Origin of the sequence: Bifidobacterium primatium (genome assembly GCF_002802875.1) — a bacterium.
Taxonomy (GTDB): Bacteria; Actinomycetota; Actinomycetes; order Actinomycetales; family Bifidobacteriaceae; genus Galliscardovia; species Galliscardovia primatium.
In genome coordinates this window covers 419,102-436,563 of record NZ_PEBI01000002.1, presented here as the reverse complement: position 1 = coordinate 436,563, position 17,462 = coordinate 419,102, and the positions used below count along the sequence as shown (strand labels likewise).

Genomic DNA, 17,462 nt, shown 5'->3' with positions numbered 1-17,462 from the left:
AAATGCAGCGTGGTCCATCGTTCCGGCATCGGGACGACGCTCACGCGAAGTACTGCTGGGCAAGACTGTCGTAAAGCGTCCGCAGACGGTCACACTCCGCGGTAATCGTGGACTTGAGCAACTCCACCGACGTGACAAACTCCGCGAACTGATTCTGGAGGGCAAGAGGCGGGACGATAATCGGCAACTCGGCAAGCATACCTTGGCTGAGATTCGAGATGTTTGCTCCACGGGTGCTGCCCAACAACTGCTGTTTTAATTCATGATTGGACAACAGACTGTTTACGAAAAATGGAGTGACTTCCTTTGCGGTTATCCTAAGCCGAATGCAAAAACCACTGTATGCGACTCGTTCAAAAGGAGAATTTACAATCATATTCCGACCAACGAGTTTTTTGTTTCCGTTGGATCTCACAAACAAGATATCGCCATCTTCAAGGAAGCATTCCTTAGCAGGAGAGGAAGCAAGACTGACAAAGGGCACTTTTTCATAGGAAGATATAGATGTCCGTGACCCGAAGTCCGATACCCCAATAACCCGTATCGATTCTCCCTGTTCCGAACGTTTGAAGTTCAGACCATTTTTCAATGTTCCCAAAGACTTAAGGTATCGCTTCTGCCATTTCCTCGGATTGTCTACGGGATCCCCAAACATCTCGATGAATCGGGATTGGATAAGGGCGTCGGCCTTCTCCAACATCTGATCGGCGAGAGTGATTTGCCCTTGAACAGAGTCCAAAATCTTGGCGATTCGCCGCTGCTCCGCCGCATCGGGAACACGGAATGTACATTCCTTCAGCCATTTGAAATGACGAGTATAGCCTTCATCCGGCAAATCAACAGCCCGTAATGCATGGAATAGATATCGGAGGTTGTCTTCCTCACGCACCTGTTTGAGCACCTTCGTGCCATCGGCACCGATGAAGAACGGTCGTTCGGCATATTTCACAGCACGGGTATGATCACCGAACACAATGGCCGGCACATCACTGTACAAACCTTCCGTCGAATCCGCATAACCGGCAATGGCATTCATGCTTTGATCGATGATTGGATACTTGCCGGATTTCTTATACTGTTTGGCTGGAATTTTAGTCGCCTTGCGGGTCGCGTCAGAGAACACTTGTTTGAACGCGAGTCTTGTCATCGTTGTTTCCTTTCTTGGCCTCCGCTGGCGGGGGCTGGCTCGCGTAGCGAGACTGGGGGTGGTTGGTCACGGCCGGAGAGGCGTCCAACCACCCCCAGTCGGCTTCGCTGACAGCTCCCGCTGGCGGGAGCATTCTCCCCTCAGTCGGCTACGCCGACAGCTCCCCTCCAGCGGGGAGCCAATACGTCAATCACTCACCGTCCTTGGCAAGCATTGTGTCGAGATCGTTGAGGCCATTGACGAAACGGGCATTCAAGTCGTGCAGGTCGGCCATCAGTTCGGATGTGGGCGGGTATTCCTTTTTCTCGCATTCGACCTTCACGTATTTGTTGAAGCTGAAGTCGTAATCGTTCTTCACGATGTCGTCGCGGGTGATGAAGAAGCTTTTCTCCGTACGCTCGCGCGACTCCTCAGCATCCAGATCATTCCAACGCTCGATGATGTCGGGAATGTCGTTGTGGTCCGGATCCTCGTCTCGCTTGTCGTCAAGGGTGTATCCGTCGTGTTCCATGTTGTACAGCCACACGCGGTCCGTGCTATCCGGGGCATCGGTCTTGGTGAACACGAGCACGGCGGTGCTCACGCCCGAATACGGTTTGAACACGCCGGACGGCATGTAGATGATCGCCTCAAGACACTGGTTCTCCACCAGTTCCCGACGCAACTCACGATACGCCTTGGCGTTGCTACGGAACAGCACGCCGTTCGGCACGATGCACGCGCATCGACCACCCAATCGCAACATGCGCAGGAACAATACGACGAATAACAGTTCCGTCTGCTTCGTGGTGATGATGGTCTTCAACGAATCATCCACGTCCTCGGCGTCAAGCGAGCCGGTGAACGGCGGGTTGGCGAGAATACAGCTGAATTTCGAGCTGATGGTGTTCAGGCGGGAGAGACTGTCCTGATTGCGCACGTCCGGATTCTCCACGCCATGCAGCAGCAGGTTCATGGAGGAGATGCGCACCATGGTCTGATCGGTGTCGAAGCCGGTGAACTGCGGGCCGTCGAACAGGTCCCAATCATCGGAAGTCATCTCGCTCTCGTAATGGGAACGAATCCATTCGGCCGCGGAGATAAGGAATCCGGCCGTGCCGCACGCCGGGTCGCAGATCTTCTGCCCGGGCTGCGGGTCGACCAACGCGACCATCATGTCGCGGATGTGCTTCGGCGTACGAAACTGGCCGTTCGCACCGGCCGTGTTGAGCTTGCTCAGCATGTATTCGTACAGGTCGCCCAGATCATCCTGGTCCTTCACGTAATTGTCGAGCAGGTCGTCGATGCCTTTGACGGCCTTCTCCAGCGTCTTCGGCTTGTTGAACCCGAACTGGGCGTCCTCCATGCTGTGCGCGAAGGCGTTGTCGGCGTGCAGGTTGCGGATGAACGGGAACGCCTGCTGGCCCACGATGGCGAACATCTCCTCCGACGTGCTCGCATCCTTGAAATTATGCCAGCGGACGGCCTGACCCTCCGGAGTCTGCGGGAAGATAGGATCAGGGACCGGCACGCCGGTGAGTTCAGCCATGCGTTCGGCGGCAAGCGCCTTGTCGTCCAGTGACTTCATGAACATGAGGTACGTAAGCTGGCTGATCACCTCGACCGGGTTGGTGACGCCGCCCTCCCACATACGCTGCCAGATGTCATCAACCTTGTTCTTTACCGCCCCGGTGATCATCGCCGCCCTTTCGTCGCCAGTGTCGCGCTGTTGCGCTATCGCGTTAGTGCGCTATCGCGTTGTCGCGCTCCCCCAACTGTACGGCAAAACACTGTGCCGGCATAACGCTTTGCCGCTTTGCCGCTTTGCCGGCAAAGCAGTGTGGTTCATCTACGGGTTTGTGGGTCTACTGCATACATGGGAAGACCGTTTTCGTGGTCCTCACGTATGCAGTAGACCCACAAACCCATCTGATAGACCCACAAACCCATCTTCCTACACCAGGAATCCCTCGGGGTAGATGTCGGTGGAGTCGAGTTCGAAGGTGCTGACCCCGGTGATGAACGCCTTGCCGGTGATCTGCGGGATAATGGCGTCATGACCGGCGACCGTCGTGCGCGAGGCCGGGCATCCGAGGAACTTCGAGCCGGTGATCGACTCGAACACACGGGTCTCGCCGATGTCCATCTTTCCGTGGGCCACGAGCGCGGCGAGTTTGGCGCTGGTGCCGGTGCCGCATGGGGACCGGTCGACCTGACGGCCGCCGAACACCACGCCGTTGCGATAATGACCGGTCGCTTCATCGTATTGGCCGAATTCCACCAAATCGACGCCGCGGATGTCGACCAATGGGTGCCGCACGTCGATCTGTTCGCGGGCGGCGCGCAGGATGGCCATGCCGACGTCGGCTATCTCCTGCGAATGCGAGGCCTCGATGTCGTATCCGAGACCAAGCGAATCGAAGTCCACGAGCGCGAAGAAACTGCCGCCGAACGATATGGTGGCCTCGACGTCCCGCACCGAGTCCGGAATGCCCGGCTCGTCCACGTGAATCGTCACCGAATCCATGGCCACGAACGCGGGCACGTTGGTGAGCGTGGCGTTCTCCACCTCGTGATTGCGCACGTGTACGGTGACGGTGATCAGACCGGCCGGGGTGTCGAGACGCACGTCGATGTCGTCGTCCGCGATGGCGGCGAACGACGGGTATCCGCCGGTGACGAGGCCGGATTCCACGGCGAACGTGGAGACGCCGATGGACCCGTGCCCACACATGTTGAGATAGCCGCCCGAATCGGTGAACACGGCTCCGAGATCGGCGTCGGGACGGGTGGGTTTGAACAGTATGGCGCCGAACATGTCGCGGTGACCGCGCGGTTCGAGCATGAGAATCTTGCGGACGGCGTCGTATTCGTTGATGAGCTTGTCCCGTACGGCGATGGCGTTCGGCTCGGCGTCGAGCGCGGACAGCCCGCTGACGAGAATGCGCGTGGGCTCGCCCTGCGTATGCGACTCCACGGTGGTCAGCCTCGGACTGGATGCGAACATCGCATCATTGAGAACGGCCTTCGCGGCCGCCAAGGTCTTGGTATGGAAGGCGGACGGAACCTGTATCGTGCCGGCAACGTTCATCGTGCATCTCCTTGAAACGGCGCCTCGAACGCGCCTCGCGGAAGAACGATGCCGGCTGCGGCTAACGGACGGTTGCCGAGGGACCCCGGACCGGCCGCCGAATCTACAGATGCCGCACGAAGCGGTCGAGCACTTCGGCGACGATTCTGGTGGGCTCCCCCACCAGCGGCTGCGAGCCCTGATGCAGGCACCAGTCGTACAGCATCGATCGTTCCGCCATCGCATACAGGCGGACAATGTCATGCGTGGAATAGTCCCGCGTGATCTCGCCGCGGTCCTGGCCGCGGGCGATGAGCCTGCGGTGGATGGCGAAGTAGAAGCGGTCCTGGTTCACCAGCGACCGGTCTCCACGCTCGTTGAGCTGCGACGCCAGCTGGGCGCTGAGCAGTTCGACCGGCACATGCTGTTCAATCCAGCCGAACATCTGCACATTGAGATACGGAATCTGCTCGACGACCGATCCGTCGGGGTCGAGTTCGGCGTCCATCTCGCGGTATTTCTCGTCGAACACGTCGCTCAGGGTTCCCAGCAAAGCCGATTTGCCTTGGAAATGATGGTAGAACGTACCCTTGGCGATGCCCGCCTTGGCGATGATGTCATCGATGGTGGTCTTCTCGTAGCCCTTCTCCTTGAAAAGGTCCCAGGAAGCGTCGATGATGCTGCCTCGTGCGTCTCGTGCCATGGACAGGTCCCGCCTTTCAACCCATGTTCCCTCATGAAGTCGTCACGTAGACATGGATACGTGAGTGACTCCATCATAGAACCGTATCGTTTGGACGTGTTCCCGCCGAATGCACGGGCCGGCTGGATATGTTGTTTGATTCGTTGTGATTCGATTGGATTCGTCGTGATGTGGGCGGCCGGCCTTGCACGACATCCGTCCGTGCGTGGCCGGCCGGTTCCCGACGTCTGTCACACGTTGTGGCGGTATTCGTAGGGCAGGGCCTTCATCTGGCCGAAGTGGTCGAACTCCTCCATCGCGTTGAGGGTGTCCTTGAGGATGCCCATCTGCATCTGCGGGTTGTTCGGCTCGCCGGCGTTGGACCCGATCGGCACGAGCGGCGCGGTGATGCGCGGGGCGCCCTGCTGGCGGGCGATCGGCGGCAGGGCCGCGATGATGCAGGTGCTCATGCCGGCGGCCTCGCAGCAGCGCAGCACCAGCGTGCAGGAACGGTGGCAGGTGCCGCAGCCGCCGGTGGCGAGCACGATGTCGGCGCCTTCGGCCTTGAGCTTCTTGGCGATTTCGGGGCCGGTGACGTGTTCGAACTTGTCGACGTTACCGCCGCCGCCCATGAATCCGAAGAACGTGGGGACGAGCGAGCCGATGAAGCCCTCCTTGACGAGTTCGCGCAGTCGGTCGATGGGCAGCATGGCGTTGACGTCCTTGTTGATGTCGGAGTTGTCGAATCCGCCGTGCGTGACCATGAGCTGGTCGGACGGGGTGTCGCTCGGGATCTCGCGGTAGCTCCAGTCACCGGCGGTGTTGAACGGCGTCTGGTCCTTCTTGTGGATGCCGCCGGAGGTGATGAACGCGACCTTGCACTCGCTCAGCGGCTTGGTCAGCGGCGTCCAGACCGGCTTGGGGGTCCATGGCACGTAGATTTCGGACTTGAGTCCCTTGGCTGTCGTCAGCTTGAATGCGGTAGGCATGATGTGCTCCTTAGAATTCGATGACGTTTCGTTTGTGTGTTGTCGTTATGCGACGGGTCAGATGACGTTGACGTAGCTGAGGTAGAACTCACACTCCTGGCCGACCTCGAGCGGCTTGTCGGTGTAGATGAGCCGCAGCGGCAGCGAGAGCACGCCCATGCGTCCGTTGACGCCTATGCGCACGCCCACCTCGGTGACTTCCTTGATGACTCCCTTGAGCAGGAGCGGCTTGAGTTCCACCTGCATGACGTCTCCTTCATCGTCGGTGATTGGATGGCCGGATGGCCGTTGGTTGTCTTACTTGACGAGCTTCTTGTTGGCCTCGATGACCGCCTCGTCCCACTTGTGCTCCGGCGGTTCGATGGGGATGCCGGCCATCTTGGTCTTGAGCATGAGGATGGCGCGGGCGGCGTCCTCCGGGGTGGTGGTGTTGTCGGCGAGGATCTCGTTCTCGAAGCCCTCCGGGTCCTTGTTGAGCTCGATCATGGCGTCCATGTATTTGTTGCCGACGACCAGCTGGCCCTGGTAGGCGGCGAAGGTGACGCCCACGACCGGCACTCCGCGCGAGCCGATGGCCGCGATGTTCTCGGAGAAGTCGATGTGGTTGTTGCCGAAGCCTTCGGTGGTCACAATCGCGCCGTCGACCTCCATGGCCTCGATGAGGGCTCCGAGTCGTTCGGAGACGAAGGTCTTCTCGTCGTTGACCTGCGGGGAGCCGATGAACACCACGCCGGTCAGGTCGAGCTCCTCGTCGGTCTGCAGGGCCTCGACCATGGGCTCGCGGAAGAAGTGCCTCGTGATCTCCTTGGTGGCCGGTCCGATGCAGGCGAGCGCGTGGATGCCGCCGTCGAGCACCTCGTTGGGGCTCAGGACCACGGGCACGTTGCCGAGGTCGACGTTCTTCTGTCCGCCCTTGACGCCGCAGGGTTCGGTGGGCACGAGCAGGTTGTCGTGCATGGCGCCCTGGCCCATGATCTCCTTGACGAGTACGACGCGCGGCTTTCCGGGACGCTTGACGTCCCTGAAGGTCTCCTCCTTGACGGGTTTGACGCCGTCGAGGTTCTTGATGGCCTCGCGGCAGGCGTGCACGATCACGTCGACGGCGCTGTGGGCGGCGAACGGTCCGCGGCGCTCCATGCCGGTGCCTTCCTGGATCTTCACGTCCACGCGGATCATGATGTCGCCTTCGTCGGGGCAGCCGGGGCGGCCGTAGCGGATCTTCTCGTCCATGTAGCCTTCGCAGGAGCCGAACTCATGCACCTGCACGCCGGCCTCGTCCATGCCGGTGAGCACGAATACCGCGCCGGAGAGCACGTTGGTCACGCCTTCGCCGAGCTTGCCTTCGGCCTTGGCGGCCACGGGGATGACGTCCATGATGGTGTTGGAGTAGACGTGGCGGTCGGACGGGTCGATGATGGTCATCTCGACGTCCTTGACCAGCGGGTCGGCCTTCTTGGCTGCCTCGACGAGGGACTCGTCGATGGTGAGCACGCCGTCCGCATACGACGTGGCGTCGCCGATCACGACCTTGGTGACCGGATAGTCCTTCTTGACGAGCGTGCGCATGACCTTTTCTGCCGGCTCGGGTTCCTCGGCGGGAGCGGGCGCGGAGGTCGGGGCCGAGGGAGGCACCGGGGCTCCGGCGACGGGCGCGCCGCCCGCCGGGAACACGAGGTCGAGTCCTTCGGCCTTGTCGAGGTGCAGGTGCACGTAGCCGTCGGATGCCGGAGCGGCCACGGGCGCGACCGACGCGGACGCACAGCAGGAGCACGGCTCGGATTCGTCGTCGGCGCCGTCATCGTCGGAAGTCTCGTCGGCGGGCTCCTCGGCCGGGACCTCCTTCACGCCGTCGAGCAGGTCGGGGGTGAGTTGGGTGAGCGCCTCGCCGTCGTTGACGAGCGTGGCGCCGAGGGCCTGCTGGATGGTGAGCCCCCCTTCCTTGAGCGTCATGAGGTTGGAGTCGACGAGGTCGGGGAAGATCGTGGGATCCTCGAAGTCGGCGGCGCTCAGCACGGTGCCGGCGGGACGGCGGCAGCACAGCACCGCCGGGTCGTTGAGATGCGCTTCGAGCGTTTCCTTGGAGAGCGACATTTCTGGTTCCTTTCCCTGTGATTGTTGGTGTGTTACGTTGTGGAAGTCTGGTTATGCGGCCTTCACGGTCTTGCGGAAGGCTCTGATGATGGGTTCGTCGCCGGCCCTCATGAAGGCGTCGGTGGCGTGGTGCACGCGCATGCCGAGTTTGGGTGCCACCTGCATCACCGTGTTCGAGCAGTCGGTGCAGTGCGAGATGAGCACGCTGGCCGCGCCTTCCTTCTTGAGTGCGATGATGTTCTGCGCCTGGCCGGGGCAGATGCCGGGGTTGCGGCATTTGAGCCGTCCGTTGGGCAGCCTGCATGCGTTCTTGCACAGGCGCACGTCCACGAGCGGCGCGCCCTTGGCCTTGACGATGGCCCGCAGCCTCTCCTCGCTGGCGCCGCATGCGCAGACGATGATGCCCATCGGGCCGGGGTCGGGGATTTCGGGACCGGCGATGATGATGCCGCCGCAGGTTTCGGATACCGTGCTGTCGAGCGAGCCGAGGCTGCCCATGTACGGGCCGCCGATCATGATCTGCTCGTCAGCGGTCGGTTCGTGCACATGCAGTGCGGCGAGCACCTCGCGAACCGTGATGCCGATGGGCACGTCGTAGACGACGATGCTCACGTCGTCGTCGAATCCGCTGCCTTCGATGTGACCGGCGACGGTGAGGTCCTTGGTGGTGACGGCCAGGTTCTCGACGACGGCGTCGTGCACGCGCATCAGCGATTCGACGTTCATGACGACGGCGCCGGCCGCGCTGGGGATGGCGTCGGGCGGCAGCAGCGTGCCGAGCACGTCGCGTACGATGGCGCGTTCGTCGCCGGCCGGGTAGCGGTCCTTGAGGAACGCGATCTCGATGCCGGGGTCGACGTCGAAGTCGTATGCGCCGGCCGCGGCGGCGTCGAGCGCCGCCTGCAGCGACCGGACGGCCTTGATGTTCTTCGGCTTGATGGCCACGATGCCGCGCTTGGCGCCGACCTGCCTCATGGCGATGGTCAGTCCGGAGAGCACCTTCTCGGGGTCGGTTTCGAGCCGTGCGGTGTTGTGTTCGAGTAGCGGCTCGCATTCGGCCGCGTTGGCAATGACCGTCTCGCAGCCCTTGCCGAACTTCAGCTTCTTGAATGTGGGGAATCCTGCGCCGCCCATGCCGACGAGTCCGGATGCCTCGATCTTGGCGAGCGGGGTCGCGTCCACGTCGGTGAGTTTTCTGACCGGTATTTCGGCGAACAGTTCCGCGGATCGAATGACGTGATGCTGTCGTGCTGTCATGAGATCCACCCCTTTCTTTATGCCGTCCACGTTCGTGATTGCCAAGGAATTTTATATTCGTTGTTCTAGAACGTGTTCTATTTTTAAAGTATAGACTTCCGTGTTACACGGCTTATTTTCTTGTGTTACCGTCAAGTTACCGTCGAAACATCTAGAACACAGTACAAAAAATGGTCTTCTTCACTTCAGCAAAGAAGACCACTGCACGGGATGGGCTCCCCATCCCCTCAGTCCGCTCTCGCGGACAGCTCCCCTTCCCCGAGGGAAGGGGAGCCAGAGGAAAAATACACCCGAAACCTACCTCCCCACGCGCACACTCTCCGGCTCCCCTCCCGACGGAGGGGAGCTGTCGAGCGCAGCGAGACTGAGGGGAGCACCCAAACACCCGAAACCTACCTACCTCCCAACGGCGCTGAGGAACTGCTTCGTCCGTTCGTTCACCGGATGCGCCATGATCTCCTTGGGATCGCCCTCGTCGATGATGCGTCCGTCGGCCATGACGACCAGATGGTCGCCGACGTCGCGCGCGAAGCTCATCTCGTGCGTCACCACGCACATGGTCATGCCGCCTTCGGCGAGCTCCCTCATCACGTTGAGCACTTCCCCGCTGACCTCGGGGTCCAGGGCGGACGTCGGCTCGTCGAACAGCATGACGGCCGGGTCGAGCGCGAGCGCGCGGGCGATGGCCACGCGCTGCTGCTGGCCGCCGGAAAGCTGCGAGGGCTTGTGGTCGGCGCGGTCCTCCAACCCCACGCGCTTGAGCAGTTCCATGGCCCGTTCCTCGGCCTCCGCCTTGCCGCGTCCGAGCACGTGCATCTGCGGGAACACCACGTTCTTCAACGCGCTCATGTGCGGGAACAGGTTGAACTGCTGGAACACCATGCCGCATTTGCGACGCAGCGCCATCAAATCGGTTTTGCCGAGGTTTTCGGTGAAGTCCACGAACTGCCCGTCGATGACCATGTTGCCGTCGTCGGGCTGCTCCAGCAGGTTGACGCAGCGCAGCAGCGTTGATTTGCCGGCGCCGGACGGGCCGATGATCGAGCACACCTCGCCGCGTTCCACGCGCAGCGACACCTCGTGCAGGATGGTGTTGCCGCCGTATGACTTCACCACGCCGCCGAGTTCGATCATGTATTTGCTGTGATCGATGTCATCGGTAGTGTTGGCGGCCACGGATTGCGAGACCAGCGTTGCCAATGTCATGATGATTTCTCCTTTGTCTGCGGCCTTTGCGCCGCATTCGTCCGTTCGATACATGCCCGCGGAGGCCGCCGAACGCGCGTCGTATGCGACGTTCGGTCGGCGGCTACCGTAGGCGGATATCGGTCCGCGTCTCCGTTGCGTCAGTTCGTGGCGGGGACGACGTACTGCTTGTCGCGGATCTTGGCGAGGCCTTCGTCCAGACCGTACTTCTTGAGCGTGGGCTTGACCTTGTCGTCCTTGATGATCTTCTCGATGCCCTTGTCGAACGCCTGGCCGAGCGAGGTGTTGCCCTTGGTGTAGGGATAGCTCACCTCGGGAGGCTCGACGAGCGAGTTGATGCGCTTGTCGGGGTTCTTGTTGGCGTATTCGACGACGATGTTGCTGTTGCCCTTGAATTCGTCGACGGCGGTGCCGTACGCCTCCATGATCATGTCGACGCGGCCGGCTTCGAGGTCCTGCTTCATTTCGACGGAGCTCGGGTAGGTCTTCACCTTGTCGCCGAAGACCTTCTGCATGTCGGCGAGCCAGCCGTAGCCGTCGCCGATGCCGATGGTCTTGATGCCCTTGGCGTTGATGTCGTCGATGGCCTTGATGTCGGTGCCTTTCTTGGAGGCGTAGCCGACGCCTTCGAGGTAGATGGAGTGCGGGAAGTCGACGACCTGCTCGCGCTTCTCGGTCACGTTGATGTCGCCGGTGGCGGTGTCGATCTGGCCGGAGGCGATGGCCTGCATGGCGTTGGCGAAGGAGGCCTGCTGGTATTCGACGTTCAGGCAGTTGGCGCCGGCGATCTGCTTGATGAAGTCGATGTCCATGCCGGTGGGGTTGCCGTTGTTGTAGCTGGAGTACGGCGGCTGGTCGATGACGCCGACGGTGAGCGTGCCGGATTTGATGGTCGCGATGTTGGAGACCAGCGGAGTACAGTTCGCCTTGGCTCCCGACGAGCTCGACCCGCCGCAGGCGGCGAGCGCGGTGACGCTCATGATTGCGGCGCAGGCCGCGGCCATCAGCTTCGTTCCTCGTGTGATGCGCATGATGTGTTCCTCTCTGTGATTGGCCGGCCGTGTTGTGGGCCGCGACCGGCTGGTTGGCGACCGTGTTGTGATTGTTGTGGGATTTTTGGCGGGCGGCGGTTGGTCGGGCCGCCGCGGGCACGTCCGATGGGCGTTCGGCCGACGATGGGGCGTCAGTAGCTGAGCGCGAGCCGGCGTTCGAGCCAGCGGGTGATCCAGGAGGCGGGAAGCGTGACGACGGCATAGCACAGTCCGGCGAGCACGAAGACGCGCAGGTATTGGAATGTGGTGGAGCCGTACGTGTAGGCCTCCTTCATGAGTTCCGGCACGGCCACGGTGTAGGCGAGCGACGTGTCCTGGAAGAGCAGGATGGTCTGGCCGAGCAGCGCGGGGATGATGGACCGGAACGCCTGGGGAAGGATGACGTAGAAGAAGGTGATGCGGTCGTCGAGGCCGAGGGCGTCTCCGGCCTCGTTCTGTCCGCCGGGCACGGCCTGGATGCCGGCTCGGAATATTTCGGAGCAGTAGCACGAGTAGTTCCATGCGAGGGCGATGATGGCCGAGGGGAAGCTTTCGAGCAGGATGCCGAAGCTGGGCAGTCCGAAGTAGACGAGGTAGAGGATGATCAGGGCGGGCATGCCTCGTCCGATTTCGACGATGACGAGGCCGATCGTGCTGACGACACGGTTGCGGCCCATCACCATCATGCAGAAGAGCAGGCCCAATGGCAGGCCGATAATCATGGAGACGCCGGCGAGTGCGGCGCTGATCTGCAGGCCGTGGAGCATGTTCGGCAGGCCTTCGCCCCAGAATTGCAGCAGTGGTTCCTTAGGCACCATGTCAGATCACCGCCTTGCGGAGGTTGGCATCGAGTTTGCGCGACAGCATGGCGATGGGGATGCTGAGCAGGATGTACAGCAGTCCGGCGATGGCGTAGGGCATGACGCCGGCCACGGAGTTGATGTTCTGCTTGGCGTAGCCCTGGGCCATGAAGACCATTTCGGCCACGGCGATGGTGGATGCGATGGATGAGTTCTTCAGCAGGCCGATCGCATATGTGGCGATGGATGGGCTGACGATGCGTGCGGCCTGCGGCACGATGACGCCGAAGAACGATACGACGCCGGGGATGCCGAGCGCGGCCGCAGCCTCATACTGACCTTTGGGCACGGCCTGCAGTCCGCCGCGGTAGATGTCGGCGAGATAGCCGGCGGAGATGAGGCCGAGTCCGAAGATCGCGGCCTCGAGCGCGGTGATGCGGAATGTTGGCGTGGACAGTCCGAATTTCAGCAGGAACAGCCAGACGATCATGGGTATGCCTCGCAGCAGGTCGACGGCGAGGCGGACTATCCATCGGACCGGTGCGATGCCGGTCCGCAGTCCCAGCGCCATGGGAATTCCGAGCACCGCGCCGATCGCGAAGGCCGCGACGGTGATGAGCAGTGTCATCGGAAGTCCGGAAAGCACTACGAGAAGCGGCTCCATACGAGCTCCCTTCACTAGCAACGCAAATGAAACCCCTGCAGGGAAAATCATGGGAAACGTTGGAATACCAGCCGATTCGGCCTGTTCGCTTCCTCCCTGCGTTGGTCATTATTACAGCGAGGGAAAAGTCCCTTTTGTTTGCCGCCATGTAAAACGGGAGTGAACCATGGTCTAGTTCGTAGTCCATTCGTAACACATCCGACCGCCACCCGATACAAAACGGCCGCCGCGGTCATCATCGACCGCGGCGGCCATCCATATGTGAATGGAGGACGATTTAGTAATCGACCTTCTCAGGAGCCGAGCCGCCAAGCGGAGAGTCCAGTGGACTCTCTGTAGGCGAGGGGAGCGACCGCCAAGGTCGCGCACAAATACTCCGAGAGAAGGACGATTTAGTAATCGGCCTTCTCAGGAGTATTGACGTCCTCGACGGGATTGCCGTTCTCCTCGTACTTGCGCAGGAGGCTGGTGGCCTCGATGTCGGCGGCGATGGCCTTGGCCTCGTCGGCGTCCGGACCGGGGGCGGGCGCGAAGAACGCCTTGCGGTAGTAGCGCAGTTCGTCGAGCGATTCGATGATGTCGGCGAGCGCGCGGTGACCGCCGTGCTTGGCCGGCTTGTTGAGGTACACGTTCGGATACCAGCGGCGCGAGAGCTCCTTGAGGGTGCTCACGTCGATGACGCGGTAGTGCAGCAGGCTCATGAGGTCGGGCATGTAGCGGTCGAGGAACTTCTTGTCGCTGCCGACGGAGTTGCCGGCGAGGTGGGCCTTGCCCTTGGCGGGCAGCCACTGCTTCACGTACTCGATGACCTTGCGCTGGGCCTCGTCGAGCGGCAGGCCGTTGGCGTTCCACTCGTCGATGAGGCCGGAGGAGGTGTGCATGTTGCGCACGAAGTCGTTCATATGCGCGACGGCGGCGTCGGACGGCTTGATGACGAGGTCGATGCCTTCGTCGAGCACGTTGAGGTCGAAGTCGGTCGGGACCACGGAGACCTCGCACAGTTCGTCGTGGAAGATGTCGAGTCCCGTCATCTCGCAGTCGATCCAGATCATGCGCGAGGCCGAGGAGTCAAAGGTCTCGTTGTCGTTATGCGATGCCATGTTCGCCCTTTCACCTGTGGTATTGGAACAGGCAAGCATACCTCGGTATCGCGATTTTCGCCGGGACGAACGTCTCCGAACGACGCCCTACGCTTCGGATTCGACGGCGGGGCCGGTGGTGTCGCGCAGGACCATCGATGTGGGCATGATGGCATACGGCTCCGAGGGGCATTCGCCGCGCATGAGGGACAACGCCCGGGCGGCGGCCTGCCGACCGGTCTCCACGGGGTTCTGATGGATGGTGGTCAGTCCGGTGATGTTGGCGATGTAGCTGTCGTCGAATCCGATGACGGAGACCTCGCCGGGGATGTCCCATCCGAGGCGGCGCAGCTCCTTGATGAGCGCGGCCGCGCAGGCATCATGCTCCACGCAGATACCGGTCGGGCGTACGGGGGCGCTGAGCAGCTGGGCGGCGATGCCGGAGTATTCCTCCTGCTCGCCAGGGCCTCCGGCGCGCGCGACGGAGGGGACGATGAGCACATCCTCGTCGCGGCAACCCACCTCCCTGGCCGCCTCGCGGAATCCATTCAGCCGGATCTCCGCACTGCATAGGAAGGGCGAGACGACCGGCTGCTCGATATAGGCCAGATTGCGGTGCCCGAGCGAATGCAGGAGTCTCACGGCGCTGCGCATGGCGGCGAAGTCGTCGATTCTTGCGGAGGCGTCCAATCCGTCGTCGGTGGGCGTGTTCACGCCGATGACCGGCACGGTGAGTTCGGAGAGGATGCGCTTCTTGTCGTCGTCGAGGTCGAACGAAACGACGATGACGGCATCGACGTTCTGGTTGTTCGGCAACGCCTTGAAAAAGCGGTCGAGGTCGCGTTGCTCCCACATCACGTTGGGGATGACGTCATACCCCTGCTTGGACAGCACCTCATAGATGCCCTCGAATGCGTGCGCGTTGAACCATCCGCTGATCTCGTTGGGCAGCAGCACGGCGACCTTCATGGTCTTGCCCCTTGCCAGCGAGGACGCGCTCTTCGAGAACGAGAAGTTGAGCCGTTCCGCGGCCCGCTCGACCTTCTTGCGAGTGTCGGGATTGACCTTGTCGAGGCCGCGCAGCGCACGGGATACGGTGGACACGGAGACTCCGGCCGCCTCGGCCACGTCGGAAATCGTGGTTCTTGCCATCATTCGCCTCCTTTGCCGACGTATGGCTGCTTACTCAGGTACTGGTCATTATACATAAAAACGTTTGCATATTTGACCATCGTTGCAATACCAACGTTTTAGCGCTCACATTATTACGACACGCCGATAACGTTTTGATAAATTTTATGCAAACGCTATTATCAATACCAACGCAACATCAACCGGAAACGGCACCCAAACAATCGCCTAAGATTCAACAGTCAAAGGAGACAACGAAAACGTAGGCAAAACTTAACATTTTCGAACCTTTGATTATCGTTTCCGTTAATGCAAACGCTTTTATAGAAAACTGAACACGCTGATACAAACGTTTTGACTAGAACGTTCAAAACCGATTCAAGGAGGAGTTATGGCACAGAACGCAAGCAGCGACCCGGCTCTGTGGTGGAAGCAGGCCGTCGTCTATCAGGTCTATCCCCGCTCGTTCAAGGATTCGAAGGGATCCGGCCTCGGACAGATCGCCGGCGTGACCGAGAAGATCGACTACCTCGCCAAGCTCGGCGTCGATGCCATCTGGCTCAGCCCCTTCTATCCCTCCCAGCTCGCCGACGGCGGCTACGACGTCGATGACTACCGCAACGTCGACCCCAAGCTCGGCACCATGGACGACTTCGACGAGCTCGCCAAGGCCGCCCATGAGCGCAACATCAAGGTGGTCGTCGACATCGTCCCGAACCACTCCTCCAACCTGCACCCCTGGTTCCAGGAGGCCCTGAAGGCGGCCCCCGGCTCCCCCGAGCGCGACCGCTACATCTTCCGCGACGGCAAGGGCCCCAACGGCGACATCCCGCCGAGCAACTGGGAGAACCACTTCGGCGGCCCGGCCTGGACGCGCGTCCCCGACGGCCAGTGGTACCTGCACATGTTCACCAAGGAACAGCCCGACTGGAACTGGAACAACCCCGAGGTGCGCGAGGACTTCCTCACCACCCTGCGCTTCTGGCTCGACCACGGTGCCGACGGCTTCCGCGTGGACGTGGCCCATGGCCTCGCCAAGGACCTCGACCGCGACGACCTCGACAACTACGTCGTGTGGTGCACCTCCGACCAGCCCGACGACGGCTCCCACCCGGTGATCGACCGCGACGAAGTGCACGAGATCTACCACGAGTGGCGCAAGGTCTTCAACGAGTACGACCCGCCGGCCTTCGCCGTTGCCGAGGCCTGGGTGCAGCCCAACCGCCAGTACCTGTACGCCAGCCCCGACGACCTCGGCCAGATCTTCAACTTCGAGTTCGCCAAGAAGGACTGGATTCGCGACGCCATGCACCAGGCCATCGAGGAGGGCATCGAAAGCGCCGACCGCTCCGGCTCCTCCGCCACCTGGGTGATGAGCAACCACGACGTGGTGCGCCACACCACCCGCTATGGTCTGCCGCAGGTGCCGACCAGCGAATACCACCAGCTCGCCAAGGACTGGGTGCTGCGCGACGGCACCACCTATCCGCTCGACAAGGAGCTCGGCACCAAGCGCGCACGCGCCGCCATCCTCATGGAGATGGCCCTGCCCGGTTCCGCCTACGTGTACCAGGGCGAGGAGCTCAGCCTCTTCGAGGTCGCCGACATCCCGTGGGACCGCGTCGAGGACCCGTCCGGCCACCGCACCTCGCAGGCCGCCAGCACCAAGGGCCGCGACGGCTGCCGCGTGCCGCTGCCGTGGACCGCGGCCGACGCCCCGAAGCTTGAGCACCCCGACGACGAGTTCGGCACCGGAGGCTCCTTCGGGTTCTCCCCCGCCGACGCCGCCGAGGAACCGCATCTGCCGCAGCCGGCATGGTACAAGGACTTCGCCGCCGACGTGGAGGACGCCGACCCGGACTCCATGCTCAACCTCTACCGCAAGGTCCTGGAGCTGCGCCACAAGCTGCAGACCACCGACCTGAGCATCGAATGGCTGCCCGAGGACCGCTCCAGCGGCAAGCCCGATGGTGCCAACGGCTTCACCGGAGGCACCATCGCCTACAAGCGAGCCAACGGCTGGGCCTCGATCACCAACTTCGGCGCGGATCCGGTCGACCTGCCCGCCGGCGAGTTGCTGCTCACCTCCGGCCCGCTGACCGAGGACGGCAAGCTCCCCCAGGACACCTCCGCGTGGATTCAGCTCTAAACTCTCTGACCGTTCCGGATAGGGCCAATCTCTCTGTCGGGAACGGTCGGGACCGGCACATATGTCGCTCGACACACTCAAGGCCGTTCGGCCTCGCGTCCGGGCAAGCCGGCCGCTAGCTTACGGTCGGGCAACATACATGCCGGTCCCTCCCCTCGAGAAATCCGAAGCCATCCGGCAGAGGGAT

The 17,462-nt window shown here is 61.8% G+C and carries 15 protein-coding genes; 1 reads left to right on the top strand and 14 read right to left on the bottom strand.

The features are described 5' to 3' along the window. Nucleotides 1–40: 40 nt before the first annotated feature. The 14 genes from CS006_RS05660 to CS006_RS05595 all read right to left on the bottom strand — a co-directional run bounded on the left by CS006_RS05660 (nt 41) and on the right by CS006_RS05595 (nt 15,147). Nucleotides 41–1,147: a restriction endonuclease subunit S gene (locus CS006_RS05660; protein ID WP_100510802.1), complete on the bottom strand. Its 1,107-nt coding sequence runs from the start codon at nt 1,145–1,147 to the stop codon at nt 41–43. Nucleotides 1,148–1,337: 190 nt separating this feature from the next. Beyond that, on the bottom strand, nt 1,338–2,825 hold the full coding sequence (locus tag CS006_RS05655) for a type I restriction-modification system subunit M (protein WP_100510801.1): 1,488 nt from the start codon (nt 2,823–2,825) through the stop codon (nt 1,338–1,340). A gap of 255 nt (nt 2,826–3,080) precedes the next feature. Next, entirely contained in the window at nt 3,081–4,217 is a 1,137-nt protein-coding gene (locus tag CS006_RS05650) for a proline racemase family protein (protein ID WP_100510800.1), read from the bottom strand. Nucleotides 4,218–4,320: 103 nt separating this feature from the next. Next, complete coding sequence (locus CS006_RS05645) at nt 4,321–4,899, bottom strand: TetR/AcrR family transcriptional regulator (RefSeq protein WP_100510799.1); 579 nt, start codon at nt 4,897–4,899, stop codon at nt 4,321–4,323. Nucleotides 4,900–5,129: 230 nt separating this feature from the next. After that, nucleotides 5,130–5,867 (bottom strand): D-proline reductase (dithiol) protein PrdB, encoded by a 738-nt coding sequence (gene prdB, locus CS006_RS05640; RefSeq protein ID WP_094662941.1) that lies wholly within the window; start codon nt 5,865–5,867, stop codon nt 5,130–5,132. Between the two features lie 57 nt (nt 5,868–5,924). Further along, complete coding sequence (locus CS006_RS05635) at nt 5,925–6,113, bottom strand: CBO2463/CBO2479 domain-containing protein (RefSeq protein WP_100510798.1); 189 nt, start codon at nt 6,111–6,113, stop codon at nt 5,925–5,927. Between the two features lie 51 nt (nt 6,114–6,164). Beyond that, on the bottom strand, nt 6,165–7,958 hold the full coding sequence (prdA, locus tag CS006_RS05630; RefSeq protein WP_100510797.1) for a D-proline reductase (dithiol) proprotein PrdA: 1,794 nt from the start codon (nt 7,956–7,958) through the stop codon (nt 6,165–6,167). 51 nt (nt 7,959–8,009) lie between these two features. Further along, nucleotides 8,010–9,215 carry a proline reductase-associated electron transfer protein PrdC gene (locus CS006_RS05625; protein WP_100510917.1) on the bottom strand — a complete coding sequence of 402 codons (1,206 nt, stop codon included), beginning with the start codon at nt 9,213–9,215 and terminating at the stop codon, nt 8,010–8,012. A 396-nt stretch (nt 9,216–9,611) separates the two neighbouring features. Further along, a complete protein-coding gene (locus CS006_RS05620; RefSeq protein ID WP_165777272.1) occupies nt 9,612–10,349 on the bottom strand; it encodes an amino acid ABC transporter ATP-binding protein in 738 nt (245 codons plus the stop codon). A gap of 212 nt (nt 10,350–10,561) precedes the next feature. After that, nucleotides 10,562–11,452, bottom strand: a complete 891-nt coding sequence (locus CS006_RS05615; RefSeq protein ID WP_100510795.1) for a substrate-binding periplasmic protein — start codon at nt 11,450–11,452, stop codon at nt 10,562–10,564. A gap of 152 nt (nt 11,453–11,604) precedes the next feature. Beyond that, entirely contained in the window at nt 11,605–12,270 is a 666-nt protein-coding gene (locus tag CS006_RS05610; RefSeq protein ID WP_100510794.1) for an amino acid ABC transporter permease, read from the bottom strand. A 1-nt stretch (nt 12,271) separates the two neighbouring features. Beyond that, nucleotides 12,272–12,916 (bottom strand): amino acid ABC transporter permease, encoded by a 645-nt coding sequence (locus CS006_RS05605; RefSeq protein ID WP_100510793.1) that lies wholly within the window; start codon nt 12,914–12,916, stop codon nt 12,272–12,274. Between the two features lie 392 nt (nt 12,917–13,308). Beyond that, nucleotides 13,309–14,016: an oligoribonuclease gene (orn, locus tag CS006_RS05600; protein WP_100510792.1), complete on the bottom strand. Its 708-nt coding sequence runs from the start codon at nt 14,014–14,016 to the stop codon at nt 13,309–13,311. Nucleotides 14,017–14,103: 87 nt separating this feature from the next. Beyond that, nucleotides 14,104–15,147 (bottom strand): LacI family DNA-binding transcriptional regulator, encoded by a 1,044-nt coding sequence (locus CS006_RS05595; RefSeq protein WP_100510916.1) that lies wholly within the window; start codon nt 15,145–15,147, stop codon nt 14,104–14,106. Nucleotides 15,148–15,517: 370 nt separating this feature from the next. Between CS006_RS05595 and CS006_RS05590 the strand changes: the two genes are divergently transcribed. Continuing rightward, on the top strand, nt 15,518–17,275 hold the full coding sequence (locus CS006_RS05590) for a glycoside hydrolase family 13 protein (RefSeq protein WP_100510791.1): 1,758 nt from the start codon (nt 15,518–15,520) through the stop codon (nt 17,273–17,275). Nucleotides 17,276–17,462: the final 187 nt, after the last annotated feature.